General features: G+C 63.9%; 29 protein-coding genes. 22 read left to right on the forward strand and 7 right to left on the reverse strand.

What is annotated here, in order from left to right; genetic code table 11:
* A complete protein-coding gene (locus tag GVL52_RS07530; RefSeq protein ID WP_160005426.1) occupies positions 1-552 on the reverse strand; it encodes a DUF1254 domain-containing protein in 552 nt (183 codons plus the stop codon).
* Positions 545-1,132: a DUF1214 domain-containing protein gene (locus tag GVL52_RS07535; RefSeq protein ID WP_160005428.1), complete on the reverse strand. Its 588-nt coding sequence runs from the start codon at positions 1,130-1,132 to the stop codon at positions 545-547. The genes GVL52_RS07530 and GVL52_RS07535 overlap by 8 nt, the downstream gene beginning before the upstream one ends.
* A 139-nt stretch (positions 1,133-1,271) precedes the next feature.
* Here GVL52_RS07535 and GVL52_RS07540 point away from each other — a divergent pair, with 139 nt between their 5' ends.
* Both GVL52_RS07540 and GVL52_RS07545 read left to right on the forward strand, forming a co-directional pair.
* Positions 1,272-1,556, forward strand: coding sequence for a type II toxin-antitoxin system RelE/ParE family toxin (locus GVL52_RS07540; protein ID WP_160005430.1), 285 nt, complete (start codon positions 1,272-1,274; stop codon positions 1,554-1,556).
* Positions 1,528-1,848, forward strand: coding sequence for a HigA family addiction module antitoxin (locus tag GVL52_RS07545; RefSeq protein WP_160005432.1), 321 nt, complete (start codon positions 1,528-1,530; stop codon positions 1,846-1,848). The genes GVL52_RS07540 and GVL52_RS07545 overlap by 29 nt, the downstream gene beginning before the upstream one ends.
* A 15-nt stretch (positions 1,849-1,863) precedes the next feature.
* Here GVL52_RS07545 and GVL52_RS07550 read toward each other — a convergent pair whose 3' ends face one another.
* Together GVL52_RS07550 and GVL52_RS07555 are read right to left on the reverse strand one after the other, a co-directional pair.
* Positions 1,864-2,154, reverse strand: a complete 291-nt coding sequence (locus GVL52_RS07550; RefSeq protein ID WP_160005434.1) for a GIY-YIG nuclease family protein — start codon at positions 2,152-2,154, stop codon at positions 1,864-1,866.
* Positions 2,155-2,519: 365 nt separating this feature from the next.
* Positions 2,520-4,646: a transglycosylase domain-containing protein gene (locus tag GVL52_RS07555; RefSeq protein ID WP_160005436.1), complete on the reverse strand. Its 2,127-nt coding sequence runs from the start codon at positions 4,644-4,646 to the stop codon at positions 2,520-2,522.
* A gap of 186 nt (positions 4,647-4,832) precedes the next feature.
* Here GVL52_RS07555 and GVL52_RS07560 point away from each other — a divergent pair, with 186 nt between their 5' ends.
* Positions 4,833-5,348 carry a YcgN family cysteine cluster protein gene (locus GVL52_RS07560; RefSeq protein WP_160005438.1) on the forward strand — a complete coding sequence of 172 codons (516 nt, stop codon included), beginning with the start codon at positions 4,833-4,835 and terminating at the stop codon, positions 5,346-5,348.
* Positions 5,349-5,354: 6 nt separating this feature from the next.
* Here GVL52_RS07560 and GVL52_RS07565 read toward each other — a convergent pair whose 3' ends face one another.
* The gene (locus GVL52_RS07565) at positions 5,355-5,699 is read right to left on the reverse strand and encodes an MmcQ/YjbR family DNA-binding protein (protein ID WP_160005440.1); all 345 of its coding nucleotides are present in this window, start codon (positions 5,697-5,699) and stop codon (positions 5,355-5,357) included.
* A 48-nt stretch (positions 5,700-5,747) separates the two neighbouring features.
* Positions 5,748-7,142 carry an HD-GYP domain-containing protein gene (locus GVL52_RS07570; protein ID WP_160005442.1) on the reverse strand — a complete coding sequence of 465 codons (1,395 nt, stop codon included), beginning with the start codon at positions 7,140-7,142 and terminating at the stop codon, positions 5,748-5,750.
* Between the two features lie 329 nt (positions 7,143-7,471).
* Between GVL52_RS07570 and GVL52_RS07575 the strand changes: the two genes are divergently transcribed.
* From GVL52_RS07575 to GVL52_RS07645, 15 genes are all read left to right on the forward strand, one after another.
* Positions 7,472-8,047 carry a hypothetical protein gene (locus tag GVL52_RS07575; RefSeq protein ID WP_160005444.1) on the forward strand — a complete coding sequence of 192 codons (576 nt, stop codon included), beginning with the start codon at positions 7,472-7,474 and terminating at the stop codon, positions 8,045-8,047.
* Between the two features lie 256 nt (positions 8,048-8,303).
* Positions 8,304-9,572, forward strand: coding sequence for a DNA-packaging protein (locus GVL52_RS07580; protein WP_160005892.1), 1,269 nt, complete (start codon positions 8,304-8,306; stop codon positions 9,570-9,572).
* Positions 9,573-9,872: 300 nt separating this feature from the next.
* On the forward strand, positions 9,873-10,559 hold the full coding sequence (locus tag GVL52_RS07585; protein ID WP_160005446.1) for a hypothetical protein: 687 nt from the start codon (positions 9,873-9,875) through the stop codon (positions 10,557-10,559).
* 70 nt (positions 10,560-10,629) lie between these two features.
* Positions 10,630-10,938, forward strand: a complete 309-nt coding sequence (locus tag GVL52_RS07590) for a Dabb family protein (protein WP_160005448.1) — start codon at positions 10,630-10,632, stop codon at positions 10,936-10,938.
* Positions 10,939-11,508: 570 nt separating this feature from the next.
* A complete protein-coding gene (locus tag GVL52_RS07595; protein WP_160005450.1) occupies positions 11,509-12,666 on the forward strand; it encodes a phage portal protein in 1,158 nt (385 codons plus the stop codon).
* A gap of 62 nt (positions 12,667-12,728) precedes the next feature.
* A complete protein-coding gene (locus GVL52_RS07600) occupies positions 12,729-12,989 on the forward strand; it encodes a CopG family ribbon-helix-helix protein (RefSeq protein ID WP_160005452.1) in 261 nt (86 codons plus the stop codon).
* On the forward strand, positions 12,986-13,300 hold the full coding sequence (locus tag GVL52_RS07605) for a type II toxin-antitoxin system RelE/ParE family toxin (RefSeq protein WP_160005454.1): 315 nt from the start codon (positions 12,986-12,988) through the stop codon (positions 13,298-13,300). Before GVL52_RS07600 ends, GVL52_RS07605 begins: the two co-directional genes overlap by 4 nt.
* Positions 13,301-13,533: 233 nt before the next feature.
* Positions 13,534-13,851, forward strand: coding sequence for a DUF6107 family protein (locus GVL52_RS07610; RefSeq protein ID WP_160005456.1), 318 nt, complete (start codon positions 13,534-13,536; stop codon positions 13,849-13,851).
* Positions 13,852-13,886: 35 nt separating this feature from the next.
* Positions 13,887-14,471 (forward strand): HK97 family phage prohead protease, encoded by a 585-nt coding sequence (locus tag GVL52_RS07615; protein ID WP_200847781.1) that lies wholly within the window; start codon positions 13,887-13,889, stop codon positions 14,469-14,471.
* A gap of 9 nt (positions 14,472-14,480) precedes the next feature.
* Positions 14,481-15,734: a phage major capsid protein gene (locus GVL52_RS07620; RefSeq protein ID WP_160005458.1), complete on the forward strand. Its 1,254-nt coding sequence runs from the start codon at positions 14,481-14,483 to the stop codon at positions 15,732-15,734.
* 221 nt (positions 15,735-15,955) lie between these two features.
* Positions 15,956-16,525, forward strand: a complete 570-nt coding sequence (locus tag GVL52_RS07625; RefSeq protein ID WP_160005460.1) for a phage head-tail connector protein — start codon at positions 15,956-15,958, stop codon at positions 16,523-16,525.
* Positions 16,525-16,860: a phage head closure protein gene (locus GVL52_RS07630; RefSeq protein WP_160005462.1), complete on the forward strand. Its 336-nt coding sequence runs from the start codon at positions 16,525-16,527 to the stop codon at positions 16,858-16,860. Before GVL52_RS07625 ends, GVL52_RS07630 begins: the two co-directional genes overlap by 1 nt.
* Positions 16,857-17,255 carry a DUF3168 domain-containing protein gene (locus GVL52_RS07635; RefSeq protein WP_160005464.1) on the forward strand — a complete coding sequence of 133 codons (399 nt, stop codon included), beginning with the start codon at positions 16,857-16,859 and terminating at the stop codon, positions 17,253-17,255. The genes GVL52_RS07630 and GVL52_RS07635 overlap by 4 nt, the downstream gene beginning before the upstream one ends.
* A gap of 143 nt (positions 17,256-17,398) precedes the next feature.
* Entirely contained in the window at positions 17,399-17,674 is a 276-nt protein-coding gene (locus tag GVL52_RS07640) for a DUF1778 domain-containing protein (RefSeq protein WP_160005466.1), read from the forward strand.
* Positions 17,675-17,678: 4 nt separating this feature from the next.
* Complete coding sequence (locus GVL52_RS07645; RefSeq protein ID WP_160005468.1) at positions 17,679-18,185, forward strand: GNAT family N-acetyltransferase; 507 nt, start codon at positions 17,679-17,681, stop codon at positions 18,183-18,185.
* Here the strand turns inward: GVL52_RS07645 and GVL52_RS07650 are convergent.
* Entirely contained in the window at positions 18,173-19,387 is a 1,215-nt protein-coding gene (locus GVL52_RS07650) for an MFS transporter (protein WP_160005470.1), read from the reverse strand. The two genes, GVL52_RS07645 and GVL52_RS07650, sit on opposite strands and share 13 nt — an antisense overlap.
* A gap of 143 nt (positions 19,388-19,530) precedes the next feature.
* Between GVL52_RS07650 and GVL52_RS07655 the strand changes: the two genes are divergently transcribed.
* Genes GVL52_RS07655 through GVL52_RS07670 form a run of 4 tightly spaced genes read left to right on the forward strand, consistent with a single transcriptional unit; the run spans position 19,531 to position 21,105 of the window.
* Positions 19,531-19,938, forward strand: coding sequence for a phage major tail protein, TP901-1 family (locus tag GVL52_RS07655; RefSeq protein ID WP_160005472.1), 408 nt, complete (start codon positions 19,531-19,533; stop codon positions 19,936-19,938).
* On the forward strand, positions 19,938-20,318 hold the full coding sequence (locus tag GVL52_RS07660) for a gene transfer agent family protein (protein ID WP_160005474.1): 381 nt from the start codon (positions 19,938-19,940) through the stop codon (positions 20,316-20,318). The genes GVL52_RS07655 and GVL52_RS07660 overlap by 1 nt, the downstream gene beginning before the upstream one ends.
* Positions 20,319-20,329: 11 nt before the next feature.
* A complete protein-coding gene (locus GVL52_RS07665; RefSeq protein ID WP_160005896.1) occupies positions 20,330-20,545 on the forward strand; it encodes a rcc01693 family protein in 216 nt (71 codons plus the stop codon).
* A 14-nt stretch (positions 20,546-20,559) separates the two neighbouring features.
* Positions 20,560-21,105: a phage tail tape measure protein gene (locus tag GVL52_RS07670; protein WP_160005476.1), complete on the forward strand. Its 546-nt coding sequence runs from the start codon at positions 20,560-20,562 to the stop codon at positions 21,103-21,105.

A 21,105-nucleotide genomic window follows, 5' to 3' on the forward strand; every position in this document is an offset into this window, starting at 1 on the left:
TCAGTTCGACGCGGAGAATTCCTCGCAACCGGCTTCCGACAGGAAGCTCTTCGCAGAGGCGTCGAAACTTGCCTGCGGCGCCAGCGTCCTCAGGATCGCATAGCCTTCCGATCGCGTCGTCTCCACCAGGATCGTCTTCTGCAATTCGCCCGGCAGCGCCTTGCGCAGCTCGGTCAGCTGGATCGGGCTGCCGATCAGGATATCCACGGCACCGCCAACCGAGGTGCGGTCATTCATGCTGAAGACCTCGTTCGAGGCTTCGTCGTAGAGCGCGATCGACCAGAAGGGCACATTGCCCTTGGCCGTGAACCGCACAGGGTTCTCCTCGATATCGAAGGAACACACGGCCGTCCGCACGAAGGGATCGTCGTTGGAAAGCCCCGCCGTGTCGTTGGTGGCGCCAAGCAGGTAGAACGTGTCGAGATCGCCTTCGGAGGCCACCCGCGTTGCGGCGTCCTTGCCGGTGAAGTGCGGCAGCGACAGGATGATCACCAGATGCAGCAGCGCCGCGCCGAACAGCCCGGCGAGCAGGGCAAACAAGGCTCTAAGCATTGCCGCACCCCGTCTTCTCAAGCTTCGGCATGGCAAGGTCGATGACCCCGGAGCTGCCCGCCGTCGGCGTATCGAACAGCGTCAGCACCAGCTGGAAGGTGCCGGCCGCCGGCAGCGCCAGCCAGTTGCCCGGCCTGGCGCGGGCGGAAATGTCGATCGAAAACGAGCTGTCCGGCTGGCGCAGCACCGTCCACGAGTTGAGCGCGCCCGGAAGACCGGTCTGCAGCGAGGCGGGGTTACCCGAATTGTCGGCGGTAAACAGCGTCCAGATCCTGGCCGGCGGCGTCTGGCCCACCAGCCGGTAGCTGCATCCGGCATCCAGCCGGTTGCCGGCGTCATCCACCTTGGCGGTAAACATCAGCCCCTCGGCGCTGCCATAAAGCAGCCGCCCGGCGCGCGCCCGGTGCGACTTCGCGTAAGGGTCGGCATTCTCGGTCTGCAACTCCGGAAACGCCTCCCAGGCACCAAGCTTGATGGCGCCGAAGCCTGCGGTCGCGTTCAGCGCATAAAGCGAAACGAGGATCCCGCCGCCAAAGGCGATAATCAGCGTCATCGCGATGAAGAGAGGAAATCGAAACACCGGTCGCCCTTGATAGCCAAATCAGTTGAAAGGGTTACCACTGATTCTGGCTCGGCGGAATGGCGGCTGGGGAAAAGGCCGTGGTTTGACAGCATAACGCATCGCGTTATATAACGGGTGACGTCATGGTGGATGGCTGATGATCACGAGCTTCGCGAACGCCGAGACCGAGAAAATCTGGAACGGTGTCCATAGCCGCAAGCTGCCGTCGGATATTCAGGCGATTGCGCTGAGAAAGCTGCGCTTGCTCAATCAGGCACGGCCCGTGGACGATCTGCGCATTCCGCCGGGAAACCGGCTGGAGGCGCTCAAAGGCAATCGCCGCGGCCAGCATTCGATCCGCATCAACGATCAGTGGCGAGTATGTTTCATCTGGCAGGAAGGCAGGGCAAGCGATGTCGAAATCATCGACTATCACGACTGACACCGAGTTTCTCCCCAACCCGCATCCCGGTGAAATTCTGCTGGAGGAATTCCTGAAGCCATTGGAACTCAGCCAGAACGGTCTGGCGCGTGCGCTGCAGGTGCCGCCGCGCCGGATCAACGAGATCGTGCTCGGCAAGCGGGGCGTCACCGCCGACACCGACCTGCGTCTGGCGCGCTATTTCGGCCTGTCGGAAGGCTTCTTCCTCGGACTGCAGGCCGACCACGACCTGATGCAACGCCGCCGCCAGATCCACGCCGACCTGTCGCGCATCACGCCGAGGGCGGCGTAGCTATTTGAACGTGGCTCACAGCCCGTGCAGATAGCGCGCGATATCATCCCACGCGGGGTTCATTGACTCGATCGGATTGAGCTTCCACTGCCGTGGCCATTTCTTGATGGACTTTTCGCGGGCAATCGCCTGGACGAGGAGGTCGTGTTCCTCGAACCAGACAAGGGTTTTGACGCCATATCTCGAGGTGAAGCCTGGGGTGAGCTCGTTCTGGTGGTCGAAGAGGCGCGCGGCGAGGTCGCGGGTGACGCCGGTGTAGAGCGTGCCGTTTCGTCGCGACGCGAGGATGTAGACGTAACCCTTCATGGTTGAAATCTGGCTGATGGTTTGGTTGTGCGCAAGGGCGTGGATGTTCGCGGATCAGGGGGGCTTTTCGCCGTGTGGACACACGGCGGCTGGATTCCCGCCACAAGGGCGAGAATGAGGGAGGAGGGGGAGGTTGATCCGCCAATCCACGGAAATGCCGAGAGAAAGCCGACCGCAACAAGAACGAGCGCCGCAACAAGAACCAGCGCGGCAATGGAGCAGGAGGCATTATCGCGAAGGCGAATTGCTTAACGCAAGCCGCCCCCTAACCTCCCTCATTCTCGCCCTTGTGGCGGGAATCCAGCCGACGCGCGTCTGCGCGGCGAATGACCCTTCATCCACCGACGCCGAGCCTAAACGTCACCTCAATCCGCGCTGGCAACCTTCTGCGGCGCCAGCGGCGGGGCAAGCTTCAGCTGCTCGCCGATATCCTTCAGCAGCTTGGTCGATTCCACCGACAGCATCCGCGGACGCACCAGCGGTGGCGGGCTGCCGGCGGCGGGTTTGGCGGCGACGGTCTTCGGCGGCGGTGGGGCCGTGACGCCGGGGATGGCGCGCAGCGTGATGCCCTGGTGGGCGTAGTCCATCAGCCGCTTGAAGGTCATGGCGGGCAGGGTGCCGCCGGTCATCTTGTTGGTCGAGGTGTAGTCGTCATTGCCGAACCAGACGGCGGTGGTGAAATTGCCGGTGAAGCCGATGAACCAGGCGTCGCGATAGGCCTGCGTCGTGCCTGTCTTGCCGGCCGTCAGGATGCCGTTGTCGAGTGCCGCGCGCCGCGCCGTACCGACATAGGGCACGCGCGACAGCATTTGGTTCATGTAGGCGTCGGCCTGTTCCGACAGCACCCGCTTGGCCGGCGGTTCGTCCTTGTCGAAGTCGTAGAGCACGTCGCCGCCGTAATCGAGGATCTGGCTGATGCCGTGGCGGCGCGACTGGTAGCCGCCGGCCGGAAACACCGCATAGGCGGTTGCCTGGTCCATGACAGTGACTTCCGAGGTGCCGATCGGGATGGTCACGTCGTTGCGAACCGGCGATTCGACACCGAGATTGGTGGCCATCGCCCGGATCGGCGCGATGCCGAATTTCTCCTTGGCGAGACGCACCGGAATGGTGTTGATCGACTGGGCAACGGCGGTCGCGATGGTGATGCGGCCGGCATAGCGGTTTTCGTAATTGTGCGGGCTCCAGTTGCCCCAGGAGATCGGCGCATCGACGACGATGCTGTCAGGCGTCATGCCGTTCTCCATCGCCACCGAATAGGTGTAGACCTTGAACGACGAACCCGGCTGGCGCAGCGCCCTGGTGGCGCGGTTGAACTGGCTCTCGCCGTAATCGCGGCCGCCGACCATGGCGCGCACCGCACCGCCGTTCTCGATCATCACCATCGCGCCCTGCTTGGCGTGATAGCTCTCGCCATATTCGCGCAGCGACGTCTGCATCGAATCGTCGGCCGCATGCTGCAGGCTCATGTCGATCGTGGTGCGCACCACCAGCGAATGCTGGTGGAAGCGCGGCGACAGACGCATCACCTCGTCGAATGCCCAGTCGAGGAAAAAGTCCGGCGATTCCAGCTGGTTGCGATCCACCACGGTGGCCGGGCTGCGCCGCGCGGCGATCACCTGGCCCTCGGTCATCAGCCCGCTCTGCACCAGATTGGTCAGCACCTCGTTGGCGCGCCCGCGGGCTGCCGGCAGGTTGACGTGCGGCGCATATTTCGCCGGCGCCTTGAACAGGCCGGCCAGCATCGCGGACTCGGCAAGGTTCACATCGGTGATATTCTTGCCGAAATAGAACTGCGCCGCCGCTGCCGCCCCGAAGGTGCCGCCGCCCATATAGGCGCGGTCGAGATAGGTGGAGAGGATCTCCTTCTTCGACAGGTTGGCTTCCAGCCACAGCGCCAGGAAGGCTTCGGTGATCTTGCGGTCGATCGAGCGCTCGTTCGACAGGAACAGGTTCTTGGCGAGCTGCTGCGTCAGCGTCGAGCCGCCCTGGACGACGCCGCCGGCCTGGGCATTGGTCACCACGGCGCGAAACAGGCCGATGACATCGATGCCGAAATGCGAGAAGAAGCGCCGGTCTTCGGTGGCCAATACCGATTTGATCAGCGCGTCGGGCAGTTCGTCGATCGGCACCGAGTTCTGGTGGATGACGCCGCGATGGCCGATGACATTGCCGTAGCGATCGAGGAAGGTGACGGCGTAGTCGCCGCGATTGCGCCAATCTTCCTTGGTAGCCTCGAAAGCGGGCTGCGCAAGGGCAAGCATCAGCACGGCGCCGACGGCACCCCATGTCAGGCCTTCGCCGGCCAGTTCGACCACGATGCGTTTCCAGCCGCGAACCCGGAAGCGGCGGAAGAAGATGGTGATGTCTTCCCAGATCTCGGCCGAGCGGAAACCGGCGTTCCAGATGGTCGAGTCGATCCACGAATCGACCTTCAGCAGCAAGTGCCGTTTCTTGCGCGGTTGCTTTTCTGGATTGTCCGGATCCGTCACGTCTTATATTCCCGCCCGATCGGTCACTTCGACATCGGACAGGCCTGACGTCGAACTATGGCAAATCTGCCGCTGGCAACCGGAGTAACCGGAGCATCGTGAATCATTGGTTGATTTGCCTGACAAGAACAAGAGAAATGGAAAGCTCTCACGCGATTTTGCGGGGGCTGTTGCAAGAACGGAATGATGGAAGACCTACCCTTCTGGAAGCAAAAGACGCTCAACGAGATGACCGGCCCGGAATGGGAGAGCATCTGCGACGGCTGCGGCCTCTGCTGTCTCAACAAGATCGAGGAGTGGGATAGCGGCGATATCTACTTCACCTCGATCCGCTGCAAGCTGCTCGACAGCGAAAGCTGTCGCTGTTCGAGCTACGAGACCCGCTGGGATTTCGTGCCCGACTGCGTCCAGCTCACCAAGGAGAATGTCGACGAAATCCCCTGGCTGCCGCCGACCTGCGGCTACCGGCTGATCAACGAGGGGCGCGATCTCTACTGGTGGCACCCGCTGGTGTCGGGCGATCCGGAGACTGTCCACACCGCCGGCATTTCGGCGCGCGGCCGCACCGTCGACGAGACCGGCGTCGATGTCGAGGATTACGAGAACTATCTCGTCGAGTGGCCGCTGACGGTTGGCGACAAGGCGCCGAAGACACCGGAGGCTGCCAAACGCCGGCTGCGGAAATCCCTTCGGCAGCGTTGAATCAGTTTATGGGGAGGGGATGACAACGAACTGTCTTTGCAGGGTTTTCGGCGCGGCGTTCTGCCACGAGCGGCGCACCAGATCCTGCACCAGCGCATCGGTGGCGAGCTGGTAGAACAGCCGCGTCGATCCCCGCAGTCCCCAGCCGCCCGGCACCGCCGTGGTCTCCTGGGGCGACACCGCCAGCACCATATGCTGCTGCTCCGGCGTCAGCCGCACGACGCAGAAATCCTGCTCCGGCATGGTCAGGAAAATCCTGGCACGCACGCGGAAATCGCGTGTGCCGTGATGCGCGCTTTCGACGGCCTCGGGCAGGCTGAGCGCAAACGATACGAGCTCTTCGCGGGTCATGATCCGAATTTTAGCACAGTCTGATGGTCACCGACCAATCAGAAAAACTCAAGCAGCCGCCTGTCTTTCGCCAAGAGCGGTTTCGGCTGCGTCACCAGGCTGCTGCAGCGGTGTCTTGCGCAGCGCCCGTTCCAGCGCCTCGATGCAGATCGGGTCGTGGCTCTGGCCAGCGCCTTCCCAGAGGATCGAAAACGCCTTGGAAATCGGCATCGCGGCGCGGTAGGGGCGGTCGGCGGTCAGCGCATCGAACACGTCGGCGGTGGAGACGATCCGGACTTCCATCGCGATTTCGTCCGCCGTCAGCCCGCGCGGATAACCCTTGCCGTCGAGCCGCTCGTGGTGGGCGCCGCCGATCTTCGCCAGATCGGCAAAGGCGCCGATATGCGACAGGATCATCTCGGAGAATTCGGCATGGCGCTTCATCGCCCCCCATTCTTCGTCGTCGAGCTTGCCGGGCTTGTCGAGCACGCTGTTGCTGACGCCGAGCTTGCCGATATCGTGCAGCAAGGCGGCGCGGCGCAGGAACCGGCGACCGTCCTCGTCGATCCCCATCTCCTCGGCGATCAGGTCGGTAAACAGCGCCACGCGGTCGCTATGGCCTGATGTGTAGGGGCTCTTGGCGTCGATGACGCGGGCAAAGGCTGCGGCGATATCGTCGAGATAATCGTCATCGGCCATGATCGCCTGCTGGCCCGGCTCGCTCTCCAGCACGATGGTTTCCAGTTCGTCGGAGCGCAGCGTCGTCCAGAAGTCGTCGCGGGCGGCCACGCGGCCAAAGGCTGCGCACAGCGCCGGATCGAACCAGCCATCGGCACGCTTGGCGATTTCGGCAATCGCGGCTTCCCGCCCGGCACTCATCTGGAAGATATCGGCGACCTGCGCCAGAAGCGCGATGCGCGAATAAAGCGGGATTTCTTCGCCTGCAATGCCGATCGGCTTGCCGCCGCCGTTCCAGTGTTCGTCGAGGCTGAGAACGCCGCCGGCAACGCCTTCGGTGAAGCGCATCTGCCTTGCGATTTCGGCACCGCGCTGGCAGCGTGTCTGGATCAGGTCGGTGGCGATCTTGCCGCCGTTCTGCATGATGTTGAGGATACCGCGGAAACGCTCGGCGAGACCCGCCTGCATCCCGGTATGGCCAAGCACGAAGCGCAGCACCTGGCTGAGGCTGCCATCGACGAGCTTGAAGTCGCGCTTGAAGGACAGATCATCGGCCATGTAGAGCTCGCAGATGCGCGCCGCATTGCTGCTGCAGCCGAGATCCTTGAGCAGCAGCGTGTAGTACAGCTCCTGCAGCTCGCTGTCGGCCATGCCGATCTCGCGGCCGATATGGGTGCCGATATAGCAGGCGCGGATGCAGTGGCCGGGCGGTTGTCCCTCGGTGAGATCGAGTGCCTTGCTCAGCGCCTCGATGATCTCGGCTAGTCGTATCTGGATGGTCCGCATGTCGATCGCCCCGTGCTGCGATAGGCATTACCCGGCCAAACCTTGAAGATTCCCTGAAAATTTAGGGGTCAGCGACGGAAATCGCTTAAGAATCAATATATTAGGCATAGGTAAAAAACAATAGATACAATCGCCGGCTGAAAATATCCAAAGATAGGAAAATAATCCTTGACGGCGTTACGGTGGTTTGCTAGGTTTATGGCATAGTCGGAGAGTTGCGGCTGCAGCGTGCTGCAGGGCACGGGTTTCCGCAGCTGTCGCGGGATACACGGCCAGGTGCTGTTTTCTGCGAAAATGCAAGCAACTTCATGTTGTACAAGAGATGTCCCATGATCGATATCGAGAGTTTTGCGCCGGAGCTTTATGGCTTCTGGCCGCAGAAGCGCGTCTATGACGGCCATCCCGCCAAGGGACTTGACGCCGCCGAGGCGCGGGCCATGGTCGAGGAATATTTTCTCGAAACCAAGTCAGGCACCCCGGCGCCGGCCGAAGAGCTCAGGGTGCTGCTGAACGAGATGACGGCCGAGATGCGCGATCAGTTCGGAGCTTTCCGCACCCTGCGCAAGGCCGCCGAGATCGCCGCATCGGGCAATGGCGACGATGCCGCCGCCAAGCTGGCGCGTGCCGATCTGAAGGCGGCGACCGATGCCATGTCGCTGATCGTCCGCACGCTGGAAAAGATCGACCAGCTGCAACGGCAGTTTGCTCGCGACCGCGAGCAGGCCGCCGAAGACAATGAGGCAGCGATGGGGCTCGGCGATGCCAAGGCGATATTCCTCGATCTCATCGAACAGCGTGCGCAGGAGCGCGCAAGACAGCTACTGGCCGACTGGCAACGCGACGGCGCTCCCGCCGCCGGCCACGACGCTGCCATCAGAGCCACAGAGGAAGCCGAACCGGGCTGAACGACTGGCGGGAGATTCGGACGCGCGCCGCGCCGGCAAGACGATCACTGGCTATCACAAGGCGATGGAGCAGACATTGGCGCAGCGTCATGACGCCGGGGCTGTGATCAAAGCCGCAAGTTTGGCCGCCGGGAATCTGCTCGCCACCTTGACGCAGCCCGACGCGATCGAGACAGGCACCCGGCAATCGGGCGCAGCCGATGGCAACGTGCTCGCCGGCGTTCGCGAATCCACTCCGCCGATGCCGGCCGACCGAATGGCCGAGACGCTGACGCCCGAGGAATTCGCCGAACAGCGCAAACTCTGGCGCCCGCTCCGTGATCTCTGGGCCTTCACCGGCCGCGATGAGCAGCAGCCGCCGCCGGGCGACTGGCGCACATGGCTGATCCTCGGCGGCCGCGGTTCCGGCAAGACAAGGGCAGGGGCCGAATGGGTGCATGCGATTGCCAGCGCCGGAAAGACCTCGGACCTTCGCATCGCGCTGATTGCCGAAACGCTCGGCGATGCCCGCGAGGTGATGATCGACGGTATCTCGGGGATCTGCCGCATCGCCCGCCGCTGCCGCCCGGAATTCGAAGTTTCGCGGCGTCGGCTGGTCTGGCCGAATGGTGCCGTGGCGCAGATCTTCTCGTCTGAAGATCCGGAAAGCCTGCGCGGCCCGCAGTTTCACTTTGCCTGGTGCGACGAGCTTGCCAAATGGAAGCATGGTCAGGAGACCTGGGATATGCTGCAATTCGGCCTCAGGCTCGGCACCGCACCACGACAGCTGGTGACGACGACGCCGCGCCCGGTGCCGCTGCTGAAGACGCTGATCGCCGATCCCGGCACGAGGCTGACGCGGATCAGCACCCGCGACAATGCGGGCAATCTCGCCCCCGGCTTTATCGACGCACTGGCCGGTCGCTACGGCGGCACGCGGCTGGGGCGGCAGGAGCTGGATGGCGAACTGATCGAGGATCGCGAGGATGCGCTTTGGCGGCGCGAGATGCTCGATGCCGCCACGATCCGCTTTACCGGCGATCTCCGGCGCATCGTCGTCGCCGTCGATCCTCCGGCCGCCGCCGGCATTCATTCCTGCTGCGGCATTGTCGTCGCTGGGCTCGAGGCCTCGGGCAGGGCCGTGGTGCTGGCCGATTGTTCGATCGAGGGCGCAAGCCCGGCCGGTTGGGCCAACGCGGTCGCCAAGGCCTACCGCCGTTTCTCGGCCGACCGCGTGGTGGCCGAGATCAATCAGGGTGGCGATATGGTGACGGCGATGCTGAGAAGCATCGACGAAAGCCTGCCGGTGACGACGGTGCGGGCGACGCGCGGAAAATTCCTGCGCGCCGAGCCGGTGGCAGCCCTCTACGAGCAGGGGCGCGTGGCCCATGCCGGACGTTTCGTGGCGCTGGAAGATCAGATGTGTGATTTCGGCCCGGATGGGCTGTCATCAGGTCGTTCGCCGGACCGGCTGGATGCGCTGGTCTGGGCGCTGACGGCGCTGATGCTGGAGGCAAGTTCGGAGCCGCGGGTGCGGGGTGTTTGACACCCCGCCACGCTTTTGCTTAACGCTGCTGCTGTTGGGTCGTCGGGCGCGGGGCCTGAGACTCGGGGCGAACCTGGCGCCACTCGCTCTCGAGTTGGTCCGTAACGTGCTGGGGAATGGTCGGCTGGTTGCTGTTGGCAGGCTGCGGCATGCGTCCCTCCGAAGATAGATTTGATGATGGGTCATCAGTGGCACGCGGTAAATGAACTGTAAATCAGGGTCTTAAACACTTTAAACGATTGAATTTAATTTAATCGATTAAGACGGGACGTTCCCTCTCAGCTTTTTGGGGTACACGCTATGGTTATCCACATCGACAGACCTTTTTTCTTCGATACGGTGCGCACGGCACTGTTCAAGGGCGTCCTCAACGCGCCGCAGGTCGACGGCATGACGGCGATTCTCAATTTCTGGGAAGCGCGGATGCCGCAGGCCGATCCGCGCTGGCTCGCCTACATCCTGGCGACCGCCTTCCACGAGACGGCCTATACGATGCAGCCGGTCCGCGAGACGCTGGCGACGACGGACGCCCGCGCCATCGAAATCCTCGAAAACGCCTTCGCCAATGGCAAGCTCTCCTGGGTGAAGACACCTTACTGGCGGCGCGACGAGGACGGCAAGAGCTGGCTCGGCCGCGGCCTGGTGCAACTCACCCACAAGCGAAACTACGAGGCGATGAGCGTCCTGACCGGCATCGACCTCGTCGCCGAGCCCGACCGGGCGATGGAGATGGACGCGGCCGTCTCGATCCTGATCGAGGGCATGGTCGAGGGCAGCTTTTCGAGGCACAAGCTCGCCGACCACCTGAACGAGACGAGCGACGACTGGGTCAATGCCCGCCGCATCGTCAATGGCACCGACCGCGCCGAAAAACTGGCCGGCTACGGCAAGACCTTCCTTTCCGCCATTCGCGATGAGGCACCGAAGGGCTGGTTCGCGCGGTTGAAGGCATGGCTTGCCCGTGGTATCGCCCAGTTGTTCGGCTGAAGATCCTGACGATCGCAAGCCGCGATGTCAGGCCGCCATCTCAGGCCAGGAAATTGCATAGGAGTCCCGCGTGATCCGCCACATCGTCTTCTTCACGGCGCCGGCCGAAAATCTCGACCAGGTGCGCGCCGGCCTGTCGATCCTGACCGCCATTCCGCACGCCCGCATGCTGGAGATCGGCACCAATGTGAAGACCGACCAGCTCGGCACCGATGTCGATCTTGTTGTCTATGGCGAATTCGACGACGAGGCGGCGCTGGCCGCCTACAAGGCGCATCCGGACTACCAGCGCTCGATCGACCTGGTGCGCCCGATCCGCGAGATGCGGATGGCGGCGGACTACGATAGCGGCAAGGCAGTGAAGCAGCCGGTAGGCTGACTGGTGGCTTCGGACGGTGACCGGTGACCGGTGACGTTGCCGCCTCTATTTTTCTGTTCGTTGTTCACAGAGTTCTAAAATTGAACTTGGTCGCACGATGCTGCAGGTGTAGCTTTGCCGCCGGGACGAGAGGCTTTCAGGCGCGACGCTGCGAACCCAGCGCAATCGATCCGACATAAAAAGAGACCCCGCGGTGGCGGGGTCTGGAAGGTCAATTGGGGAACGCCCCGGCGGGGCGAAGGGTCAAGAGTACCATTCTTCCATGAGTATTCAAGGGTATTTTAGGTAGATCTTAATCAAAAGGTGTTAAGCGCCTAGCAAATTGGTGGTAGCCGGAAGAGACGCAGGTTTCTGGCCGCGCAATCTCCAGGAATATTGCAGCCGGTCTGCGCGCCGAGGCGCTGCTTGCCATCCCCGCACCCTATCGCTGACCCGCATCATTCCGCGGCGTTCCTTTCCACCCAGGGGCGGTCGAGCTGACACGCGCCTGGATTTCACTACCCCCTCGCTTCGAATGCGATGCGATGCTCTTGCAGCCAGGCGCCTGGCGCAAACACGAGGAAACCACCGATGAAACTCCGATCACTGCTGCCGTGGGGCTCCACGGCGGGCCGCAGTCCCGTGCCCGAGAAGAAGGCGACATCCGGCTTCATGTCGCTAACGGCCGAGGGCAGGGCCAGCTGGACCGGCCGCTCCTATGCTGCGCTGTCACGCGAGGGGTTCATGCGCAATCCGGTGGCCCATCGCTGCGTCAGGCTGGTGGCGGAAGCCACGGCCTCGGTGCCGATGCTGCTTTACGAGGGGGATCGCGAGCGGCCGGATCATCCGCTGCTGGCGCTGCTCCGGCAGCCGAACGGGCGGATGGGCGGCCCGGATTTCTTCGAGACGCTCTATGGCCACCTGCTGCTCTCGGGCAATGGCTATGTCGAGCCGCTGGCAGTCGGCGGCCAGCTGCGCGAGCTGCATCTGCTGCGGCCGGATCGGATCAGCATCGTCGAGGGCCGCGACGGCTGGCCGGAGGCCTATGATTACCGCGCCGGCGGTGCGGTCCGCCGCTTCGCTGTCGAGACCGATGGCCCCGGCCTGCTGCACCTGAAACTCTTCCACCCGCTCGACGATCACCTCGGCTTTCCGCCGCTGGCAGCAGCCCAGGTGGCGCTCGATCTCTCCAATGCCGCCGCCACCTGGAACAAGGCGCTGCTCGACAATTCCGCCCGTCCCTCTGGCGCCCTGGTCTACCAGCCGAAGGAGGGCGGCAATCTCTCGCCCGATCAATATGAGCGGCTGAAGCTGGAGCTCGACGAGGGCTATTCCGGCCCGATACGCGCCGGCCGGCCGCTGCTGCTCGAAGGCGGGCTCGACTGGAAATCGATGGGCCTGTCGCCCAAGGACATGGATTTCGTCGAGGCCCGCAATGGCGCCGCCCGCGATATTGCGCTTGCCTTCGGCGTACCGCCGATGCTGCTCGGCATCCCCGGCGACAACACCTACGCCAACTACCAGGAAGCCAACCGCGCCTTCTATCGCCTCACCGTGCTGCCGATGCTGACCCGCACCGCCGCCTCCTTTTCCGCCTGGGCGGCCGGCAGCTATGGCGACGGGCTGCGGCTGGAACCCGACCTCGACAAGGTGGCGGGACTGGCTTCCGAACGCGACCAGCTGTGGACGCGGGTCGGCGGTGCGGCGTTCCTGAGCGACGAGGAGAAACGTCAGGCGGTGGGCTATTGAGACAGATTGAGGTCGCGCCGGAAATTTGTTATACAGCGTATTACAAATGAAGGAACAGTCCCATGACCAAGCCCGTTCTCTCCGACCCGATCGCCCTGCGTATTCCCGAAGACATGCTGAAGGATATCGAGACCATTGCCAAGGCCAGCGACCGCAGCCGCAGCTGGGTTATCGTCCGTGCGCTGAAGTATTATTTGATGGAAGAGGGGAATGATGTGTTGCAGACGCTCAAGGGCGAAGAGCAGATCCGCAACGGCGAGGCCGTCGATGCCGAGGCGTTTTTCGATGAACTGATGCAGTCACACCAAGATGACGCCGCATGACCAAGGTCATTCTCTCCCGGGAAGCAGCAGACTATCTCAGGTACGAGCATGACTACCTCAACCAGTTCAATCCGCCCGCGGCCAATGCTGCCATGGCGCAAATCCGCGCGGCAATTCGCAGGCTCGGCATCCATCCGCAAATCGGCGGCCCGGCGCCGACCTTGCCCGGCCGTCGTCAGTTTGTGGTTGGTGCCTATGTCATTACCTACCGCGTCGAACGCGATGCGGTGATGGTGTCATCCATACGACATGGCCGCCAGTCGATTGATCTCGACCGGGACGACGGCGCGGAAGAGGGCGATGGCGAATAGCCTCCGACGACCTGGAAACAATAATCTCGCGCAGGCCTGACACCCGCACCGCCCAAGGCGAGCCGGCCGGCTGATCCAACATGTGAACCGCCGGACTCAAACTCCGAGCCGCTGCCGCCAAGCGATTCAAAAGGCTCCGTGAAATCCCGTTCCGACAACCCGGAACCTTCGCACGCCCTACGGCATGCATGCCGCCATTCCTCCAGAAACTCCCAACACCGGGAACCAAACCAATGGCTGACTTCTCCAACGAAGCAGGGCTCTGGGCGACCAGGGCGCTGGGCGCGTCGGCGGGCGCTGCCGTGTCGCTCGTCTATCTGCTGCCGAAGAACAGGCGCGAGGCCGCGAGCCGCTTCTTTACCGGTCTTGCCTGCGGCACCATCTTCGGCGGCCCCTCCGGCATCTGGATCGCCGAGCGGCTGGATCTGGTCGACCGGCTCTCGGTGTCGGAGGTGATGCTGTCGGGCTCGGCCGCATCCAGCCTCTGCGCCTGGTGGGGCCTCGGCATCCTGCAGCGCATCGCCGGCCGCTACGGCGCCCGCAACCGCTAGGGCAACAATCGATCCATAACACGAGGAGCATGACGATGACCGCAAGCCGCGCGCTGGCGCGATCCCCCATGGGCGCGGACACGCGCAAGTTCGCCAATCTGGAGCTGCGTGGCCTCAGTCGTGACGGCACGTTTTCCGGCTATGCCAGCGTCTTCGGCGAGGTCGATCTCGGCAAGGATGCGATCGAGCGCGGCGCCTTCCGCAAGTCGCTCGGCGAGCGCGGGGCAGGCGGGGTGCGGATGCTGTTCCAGCACGACCCGGCCGAGCCGATCGGCGCCTGGAAGACCATCCGCGAGGATAGCCGCGGGCTCTTTGTCGAGGGCGTGCTGGCCGATGGCGTCAGCCGCGCCCGCGAGGTGCACCAGCTGCTGAAGAACGGCGCGCTCGATGGCCTGTCGATCGGCTTTCGCACCGTCCGCGCCAAGACCGACGCCAAATCGGGCATCCGCCGCATCCTCGAGGCCGACCTCTGGGAGATCTCGGTGGTGACCTTCCCGATGCTGCCGTCGGCCCGCGTGCAGAACATCAAGAATGCGCGGTGGTTCCGCGACAAGGAGACCGAGCTTGTCCGCGCCATGCGCCGGGCCGCCCGGATGATGCAGACCGAAACCTTCAAATAGGAAGATCTCATGACCGACATGACGACCCCGCAAACCGCCCCCGAAATCAAGGCCGCCCCGGAAATCACCGCCGCCTTCGACGATTTCATGGAGGCCTTCGAAGCCTTCAAGGAAACCAACGACACCAGGCTCGGCGAGATCGAGCAGAAGCTGACCTCCGATGTCGTCACCCGCGACAAGATGGACCGCATCAACCGCGCCATGGACGATCAGAAGAAGCTGCTCGACCAGCTGGTGCTGAAGAAGGCCCGCCCGCCGCTCGGCCGCAGCGCTGCATCCGGTGCGGAGACCACCGAACACAAGGCCGCCTTCGAGCAGTATATCCGCCGCGGCGACGAGGCCGGCCTGCGCGAGATCGAGGCCAAGGCGATGTCATCGGGATCGGGCGCCGATGGCGGCTATCTCGTGCCCGACGAGACCGACACCGAGATCGGCCGCCGCCTCTCGGTCGTCTCGCCGGTCCGCTCGATCGCCACCGTCCGCCAGGTCTCCGGCGCCGTGCTGAAGAAGCCGTTCTCGATCTCGGGCATGGCCGCCGGTTGGGTCGCCGAAACTGCCGCAAGGCCGCAGACATCAGGCGCCCAGCTTGCCGAACTCACCTTCCCGACCATGGAACTCTACGCCATGCCGGCCGCCACGCAGGCGCTGCTCGACGACGCGGCCGTCGATATCGAGGCCTGGATCTCCGGCGAGGTCGATACCGTCTTTGCCGAGCAGGAGGGCACCGCCTTCGTCTCCGGCGACGGCATCAACAAGCCCAAGGGTTTCCTCGCCTATACGGCGGTTGCCGACAGCGCCTGGAGCTGGGGCAATCTCGGCTATATCGCCACCGGTGCGGCCGGCGGCTTCAAGGCATCGGGTGCCTCCGACACGCTGATCGACACGATCTATTCGCTGAAATCGGGCCACCGGCGGAACGCCAACTTCGTCATGAACCGCAAGACCCAGGCCGAAGTCCGCAAGCTGAAGGATGGCGACGGCCGCTACCTCTGGCAGCCGCCGGCAACCGCCGGGGAAGCCGCCTCGCTGGTCGGCTTCCCCGTGGTCGAGGCCGAGGACATGCCTGACATCGCCGCCAACGCGCTGTCGATCGCCTTCGGTGATTTCCGCGCCGGCTATCTGGTGGTGGATCGCACCGGCGTGCGGGTGCTGCGCGATCCCTATTCGGCCAAGCCGTATGTGCTGTTCTACACAACGAAGCGTGTCGGCGGCGGGGTGCAGGATTTCGAGGCGATCAAGCTGATCCGCTTTGCGGTGAGCTGAGTGACTGGCGGGCGGGTGGGGGTGTGCCGTGTGGCCCCCTCATCTGCCTGCCGGCATCTTCTCCCCGAGGGGAGAAGGGACCTGTGGCGGAGGCCGCATGCACGACCTTCCCTTATCCCCGGCGGGCAGAAGAGGGCCCGCAGGTTTCAGGTGCAACAAGTTGCATCGGGGATGAGGGGGCCACCCGGCACACCCTCGCCACCAAACCCCAGGAACCCGAAATGACCTATGCCCTGATCACGCCACCCGCCGCCGAGGCACTGTCACTCGCAGACGCCAAGGCCCATCTGCGCCTCGACGACGGCAACGAAGACCCGCTACTGACCTCGCTGATCCGCACCGCTCGCGACCATCTCGAACGCATCGCCGGCCTCTGCCTGATCACCCAGACATGGCGGCTCTATCTTGATTCATCACCTGAAGGCGGCGTGATTCAGATTGCCAGAGGCCCGGTGCAAGCCATTGAAAGCCTGCGGCTTTACGATGCGTCCGGCGAGGAGGTCACGCTGCCGCTGACAGGCCATGTCCTCGACGGCAACGCCCGTCCCGCCCGCCTGATCCTCAACCGCAGCGTCAGCACGTCACGCGCCATCAACGGCATCGAGATCGACTTCACCGCCGGCTTCGGCGACACGGGAACCGATGTGCCGGACACACTGAAGCGGGCCATGCTGATGCACATCGCCCAGATGTTCGCCTTCCGCGGCGCAGTCGCCGCAGAAGACCAGCCGGCCGACATTCCCCAGGGCTACGACCGCCTGATCACCCCTTTCATCATGAGGAGGCTCTGATGCGCGCGGTGTTCGTCGATCCCGGCCATATGACCGCCCGACTGGAACTGGAATCACCCGAAGAAATCGCGGACGGGCAGGGCGGCGCGACCGTCGCCTTCGCATCCGTCGCTTCGCTCTGGGCCCGGATCGAGCCGGTCAGCGATGTCAGGGAGGAACAGGCCGGCGCCGATATCTTCATGCTCACCCACCGCATCTGGCTCCGGTTCCGCAGCGACATCCAATCCGGCATGCGGCTGCGCAAGGGCGAAAGGGTGTTCAGCATTGGCGCCTGGCACGATCCGGACGAGCGCGGCAACTACCTGATCTGCCTCTGCGAGGAGGAACGCCGATGAGCGCTGCCAACGAGTTGCTGACGGCAATCTGCGCGCGTCTCGCGGCCGACGCCGAACTCACCGCCCTGATCGGTGCCGATGGCATTCGCGACCGGCTGGTATCGGGCCGCAAGCTGCCCTCCATCGTCATCGGCGATTGGACCGTCAGCGATTACTCGACCGCAACCGAACAGAGCGACGAACATCGCCTGACGCTGGAGATCTGGACGGATGCTGCAGGGCGACGACAGACAGAGATCATCGCCGCCCGCCTGCACGCGCTGCTGCACGACAGGGCACTCGATCTCGAAGGCCATCATCTCGTCAGCCTGCTCTACCTGCTGACGCAGACCCGGCGCGAGCCGAAGACCAGGCTGCATGTGGCCGAAATGCGGTTCAGGGCAGTGACGGAGTGAGGTTTGAATCAACAGGCCTAAGGCTTGGCACGATCGGCAAAATTCCGTGCAAAACGTACATACATCGTATATACAGAGGCTGGATTGTGGTCGTGTGATCGCCAGATCCCTTCGCGATATCGCACTTCGATAGGAGGCCAAACATGCCAGCGGCAAAGAAAGCTGAAACCATCAGTTTGCGTATGGATGCCAGGACCCGGGATATCATTTCCCGTGCCGCCGATGTCCGCGGCAAGTCACTGACGGCATTCCTGACCGAAGCGGCATTGCACTCGGCTCAGATGGAACTGCTGGATCAGCGTTTCGTCGGCGTTGATGCATCCGTTTTCGACAGTGTCGAAAGCCTGCTGGCGGAACCGGCCAAGGCCAATGCCAAGCTCGTCGAGCTTTTCAAGACCAATGCCGAATGGATTGATTGAACGGATGTTCAGACGGCCGGCGCCCTTGGCGGACGATCACATCGTTGGTGATTTCGATAGCGGCAAGCCGGCTCTGAATGCGTTCCTGAAAGACATGGCTCTTCACAATCAGCTGCAGGGCTATACCCGCACCTTCGTGATCGCCACCGACGATTACCAGTTGGCGGGCTATCACTCGCTGTGCGCAGGCATGATCAGCCGCGAAAATGCTCCGCGGCAGGTGAAGGGACACAACGCGCCCGGCGAAATTCCCGTGGCGTTGCTGGCCCGCTTGGCCGTGGACCGTTGTCATCAGGGAGCAGGCCTCGGGAAAGCACTGCTCAGAAACGCGCTTCTGTCCGTCGTTTCCTCGTCACAGCTGGTCGCTTTTCGTGCCGTGATGGTGCATGCGCTCGATGACGACGCCGAGGCGTTCTACGTCAAGTTCGGCTTCCGCTATGCCAAGGGGCTTGAGCGCACCTTGCTTCTGCCGATCAAGGATATCGTTGCGTCTCTGGCTCAGGCCACCTGAACGCTTGACCGTACCTCCCGCACCAGCGCCATCAGCATCACCACGAAGCCGAGCGCAATCACTGCCAGCACCGCGCAGGTGGCGATTGCCGCGTCGGCGCCGGAGCGGTCGAGGATGGCGGTGAAGACGACGGGGGCGATGGCGTTGGCGAGGTTTTGCGGCAGCGACAGGCGGGCGGAATGCAGGCCGTAGTCGCGGCGTGAAAACAGCGCCAGCGGCAGCAGCGCCCGGGCGACGGCCATGACCCCGGCGCCGAAGCTGTAAAAGAGGATGAAGCTGACCAGCACAGGTGTCGAACTCGGCAGGGCGAGCAGCAACACGAAGCTCAGTACCATGAGGCCGGTGCCCATCAGGGCGCTGAGGACAGGGTTGCCGCGCTTGCCGAGCAGCATGTCCATGAAGCGGGCCGAAATACCGATGACGCCGCGTGCCGAGCCGAGCTGCAGGGCGAGCGTTGGCGAAGCGCCGGACTGGCGGAAGATCTCCAGCAGCGACGGCGCCAGGCCAAAGGTGACGAAGGTCGAGATCGTCGTTGCTGCGGCAATCAGCAGAAACGCCTTGCGCTGCATTGGCGGCGACAGTGCCAGCGGCGGGGTGCCGGCGCTCTCGCCAGTCGTGTGGCCGGCGACAGGCTTTGGCAAGGCGAGCAGATGCAGCGGCAGGCAGATGCAGAACTGCAGCGCCGCGCAGATGACGAACGTCGTCTGCCAGCCGAAATGCGCGTCGAGCAGGCTGAGAACCGGCCAGAAAATGGTGCCCGAAAGGCCGCTGAACAGCATCAGTATGGCGATGACGCGTTTGCTGTTCGGACCCTCGCGTTCGACGACGGCGGTATAGCTGGGTGCCGTCAGGGCGAGCGCGCCGCCGATGCCGATAACGATCCAGGCAAGGATGTAGAGAACAATGCCGTTTGCGGAAGCAAGCAGCAGCAGGCCGATCGTCAGCATCAGCGAGCCTGCAGCGAGCACCCGCGCGGCGCCGTAGCGCGCCAGCCAGCGTCCCGTCCTCGGGCCGAGCAGGGCGCTGATGATCATCATGACGGTCAGGCCGCCGAAGATGATTTCATTGGCGAGCCCGAGGTCCGGCGCAATGACGCGGCCCATGACGCCGAGCATGTCGAAACTGGTGCCCCAGCCGATTACCTGCGTGATGGCGAGAACGGCGATGGTCTGCGCCGAGCGCAGCGGAAATGATCGTGACATCGGCAGCAGATGCCTTGGCAATCGCGGATTGGAAACAATGGCTTTTGCCGGTGGTAACAGCTTCGCCCGTTGGTTGAAAGTGACAAGTCGATGACAGTTGCGGGCGTCCTCCGGGCGCCTTTTTTCGTGGAAGGAACAGGCTCATGGTGGCGCAGAAGGGCAAGGATCTGCTGTTGAAGGTCTTCAACGGCACGACTTTCGAAACGGTGGCGGGGCTGCGCTCGAAGCGGCTCGCCTTCAATGCAGAGACGGTTGATGTGACCGATGCGGAAAGCGTCGGGCGCTGGCGCGAGTTGCTGGGAGGTGCGGGCGTCCAGCGGGCGTCGGTCTCCGGTGCCGGCATCTTCAAGGATGCGGCGTCCGACCAGCTGGTGCGCAACGCCTTCTTCAATGCGGCGATCCTCGGCTGGCAGATCGTCATTCCCGGTTTCGGCAGCGTGACGGGACCGTTCCAGGCCAGCGCGCTCGAATATTCCGGCCAGCACAATGGCGAGGTGATGTTCGAGCTGGCGCTGGAATCGGCCGGCGCCATCAGCTTCGAGGCGCTCTGATGCGGGCGGCGGGCGCAAGGGCGAACCGCAGGCGCGGCGAGATCGAGGCGGTGATCGATGGCGAGCGGCGGGTGCTGTGCCTGACGCTCGGCGCACTGGCCGAACTCGAGACGGCCTTTTCGGTCGACAGCCTGAACGGGCTGGCCGAGCGCTTTGCCGGCGGTCGGCTGAAGGCGGCCGACATGATCCGCATCATCGGCGCCGGCCTTCGCGGCGGCGGCAATCTCTATTCCGACGATGAGGTCGCCGGTGCCGATGTCGAAGGTGGACTTGGCGGCTATGCCGAAATCGTCGGCGATCTCCTGACCGCGACCTTTGTCGGGGCCAATCCCGGTGGAAGCATTGGGGACGGTGCGGACGCCTCCGCCCGCCCCCTTTAGCCGCAGCGGGCATCGAGACCGAAAGCAGGCCAGCGCCGTTCCCCTGGGCGCGCGTCCTGCATGTCGGCCTCTGCCTGCTGCGGCTTTCTCCGCAGCAGTTCTGGGCGATGACGCCCATTGAATTCCACGCCGCAGCCGGTGGCCTGGCGCCGCGCAACGTCGCGGTTTCCCGCGCCGATCTGGACGGGCTGATGGCCCGCTTTCCCGATGTGCCTGACGCCCCCTGACGAGAGGATAGATCATGGATAACGACGAAACCGACCTCGTTGCGGCAACCGGCCAGGCCGAGACGCTGCAGCGGGCGCTGGATGCGCTCGAAACCCGCTCGCGCTCCTTCGGCGCAGCACTTTCGGGCGCGCTGCTTAGCGCTACCGATGGCGGCAAGGGGCTGGACGACGTGCTGCGCGGCCTCGGAAACCGGCTGGCCGATATCGCGCTCTCGGCCGGGCTGAAACCGCTGGAAACGATGATCTCCGGTGCGGCCTCCAGTCTGTTCGGTGGTCTCGGCAAGCTGCTGCCGTTTGCCGATGGCGGCGTCGTCTCGCAGCCCACCTATTTCCCGATGGGTGGCAACACGGGGCTGATGGGCGAGGCGGGAAGCGAGGCGATCCTGCCGCTGAAGCGCGGTGCCGACGGTGCGCTCGGCGTCTCGGCGGCGGGTGGCGGCGGGGCATCGCAGATCGTCTTCAACGTCACCGCCACCGATGCCCAGAGCTTTCAGAAAAGCGAGGCGCAGATTTCCTCCATGCTGGCGCGCACCGCAATGCGCGGCCAGCGCAACCTGTGA

Source organism: Rhizobium sp. 18055, assembly GCF_902706285.1.
Lineage (GTDB): Bacteria > Pseudomonadota > Alphaproteobacteria > Rhizobiales > Rhizobiaceae > Rhizobium.

What these genes read in the sequence shown, in the direction of transcription:
- GVL52_RS07570 (WP_160005442.1), bottom strand. Translation starts at nt 7,142, where the DNA reads ATGCGGACCATCCAGATACGACTAGCCGAGATCATCGAGGCGCTGAGC.
- GVL52_RS07670 (WP_160005476.1), top strand. Translation starts at nt 20,560, where the DNA reads ATGGATAACGACGAAACCGACCTCGTTGCGGCAACCGGCCAGGCCGAG.
- GVL52_RS07650 (WP_160005470.1), bottom strand. Translation starts at nt 19,387, where the DNA reads ATGTCACGATCATTTCCGCTGCGCTCGGCGCAGACCATCGCCGTTCTC.
- GVL52_RS07655 (WP_160005472.1), top strand. Translation starts at nt 19,531, where the DNA reads ATGGTGGCGCAGAAGGGCAAGGATCTGCTGTTGAAGGTCTTCAACGGC.
- GVL52_RS07625 (WP_160005460.1), top strand. Translation starts at nt 15,956, where the DNA reads ATGACCTATGCCCTGATCACGCCACCCGCCGCCGAGGCACTGTCACTC.
- GVL52_RS07630 (WP_160005462.1), top strand. Translation starts at nt 16,525, where the DNA reads ATGCGCGCGGTGTTCGTCGATCCCGGCCATATGACCGCCCGACTGGAA.
- GVL52_RS07540 (WP_160005430.1), top strand. Translation starts at nt 1,272, where the DNA reads ATGATCACGAGCTTCGCGAACGCCGAGACCGAGAAAATCTGGAACGGT.
- GVL52_RS07605 (WP_160005454.1), top strand. Translation starts at nt 12,986, where the DNA reads ATGACCAAGGTCATTCTCTCCCGGGAAGCAGCAGACTATCTCAGGTAC.
- GVL52_RS07610 (WP_160005456.1), top strand. Translation starts at nt 13,534, where the DNA reads ATGGCTGACTTCTCCAACGAAGCAGGGCTCTGGGCGACCAGGGCGCTG.
- GVL52_RS07660 (WP_160005474.1), top strand. Translation starts at nt 19,938, where the DNA reads ATGCGGGCGGCGGGCGCAAGGGCGAACCGCAGGCGCGGCGAGATCGAG.
- GVL52_RS07595 (WP_160005450.1), top strand. Translation starts at nt 11,509, where the DNA reads ATGAAACTCCGATCACTGCTGCCGTGGGGCTCCACGGCGGGCCGCAGT.
- GVL52_RS07575 (WP_160005444.1), top strand. Translation starts at nt 7,472, where the DNA reads ATGATCGATATCGAGAGTTTTGCGCCGGAGCTTTATGGCTTCTGGCCG.
- GVL52_RS07530 (WP_160005426.1), bottom strand. Translation starts at nt 552, where the DNA reads ATGCTTAGAGCCTTGTTTGCCCTGCTCGCCGGGCTGTTCGGCGCGGCG.
- GVL52_RS07580 (WP_160005892.1), top strand. Translation starts at nt 8,304, where the DNA reads ATGGCCGAGACGCTGACGCCCGAGGAATTCGCCGAACAGCGCAAACTC.
- GVL52_RS07635 (WP_160005464.1), top strand. Translation starts at nt 16,857, where the DNA reads ATGAGCGCTGCCAACGAGTTGCTGACGGCAATCTGCGCGCGTCTCGCG.
- GVL52_RS07545 (WP_160005432.1), top strand. Translation starts at nt 1,528, where the DNA reads ATGTCGAAATCATCGACTATCACGACTGACACCGAGTTTCTCCCCAAC.
- GVL52_RS07585 (WP_160005446.1), top strand. Translation starts at nt 9,873, where the DNA reads ATGGTTATCCACATCGACAGACCTTTTTTCTTCGATACGGTGCGCACG.
- GVL52_RS07640 (WP_160005466.1), top strand. Translation starts at nt 17,399, where the DNA reads ATGCCAGCGGCAAAGAAAGCTGAAACCATCAGTTTGCGTATGGATGCC.
- GVL52_RS07620 (WP_160005458.1), top strand. Translation starts at nt 14,481, where the DNA reads ATGACCGACATGACGACCCCGCAAACCGCCCCCGAAATCAAGGCCGCC.
- GVL52_RS07645 (WP_160005468.1), top strand. Translation starts at nt 17,679, where the DNA reads ATGTTCAGACGGCCGGCGCCCTTGGCGGACGATCACATCGTTGGTGAT.
- GVL52_RS07615 (WP_200847781.1), top strand. Translation starts at nt 13,887, where the DNA reads ATGACCGCAAGCCGCGCGCTGGCGCGATCCCCCATGGGCGCGGACACG.
- GVL52_RS07565 (WP_160005440.1), bottom strand. Translation starts at nt 5,699, where the DNA reads ATGACCCGCGAAGAGCTCGTATCGTTTGCGCTCAGCCTGCCCGAGGCC.
- GVL52_RS07600 (WP_160005452.1), top strand. Translation starts at nt 12,729, where the DNA reads ATGACCAAGCCCGTTCTCTCCGACCCGATCGCCCTGCGTATTCCCGAA.
- GVL52_RS07560 (WP_160005438.1), top strand. Translation starts at nt 4,833, where the DNA reads ATGGAAGACCTACCCTTCTGGAAGCAAAAGACGCTCAACGAGATGACC.
- GVL52_RS07550 (WP_160005434.1), bottom strand. Translation starts at nt 2,154, where the DNA reads ATGAAGGGTTACGTCTACATCCTCGCGTCGCGACGAAACGGCACGCTC.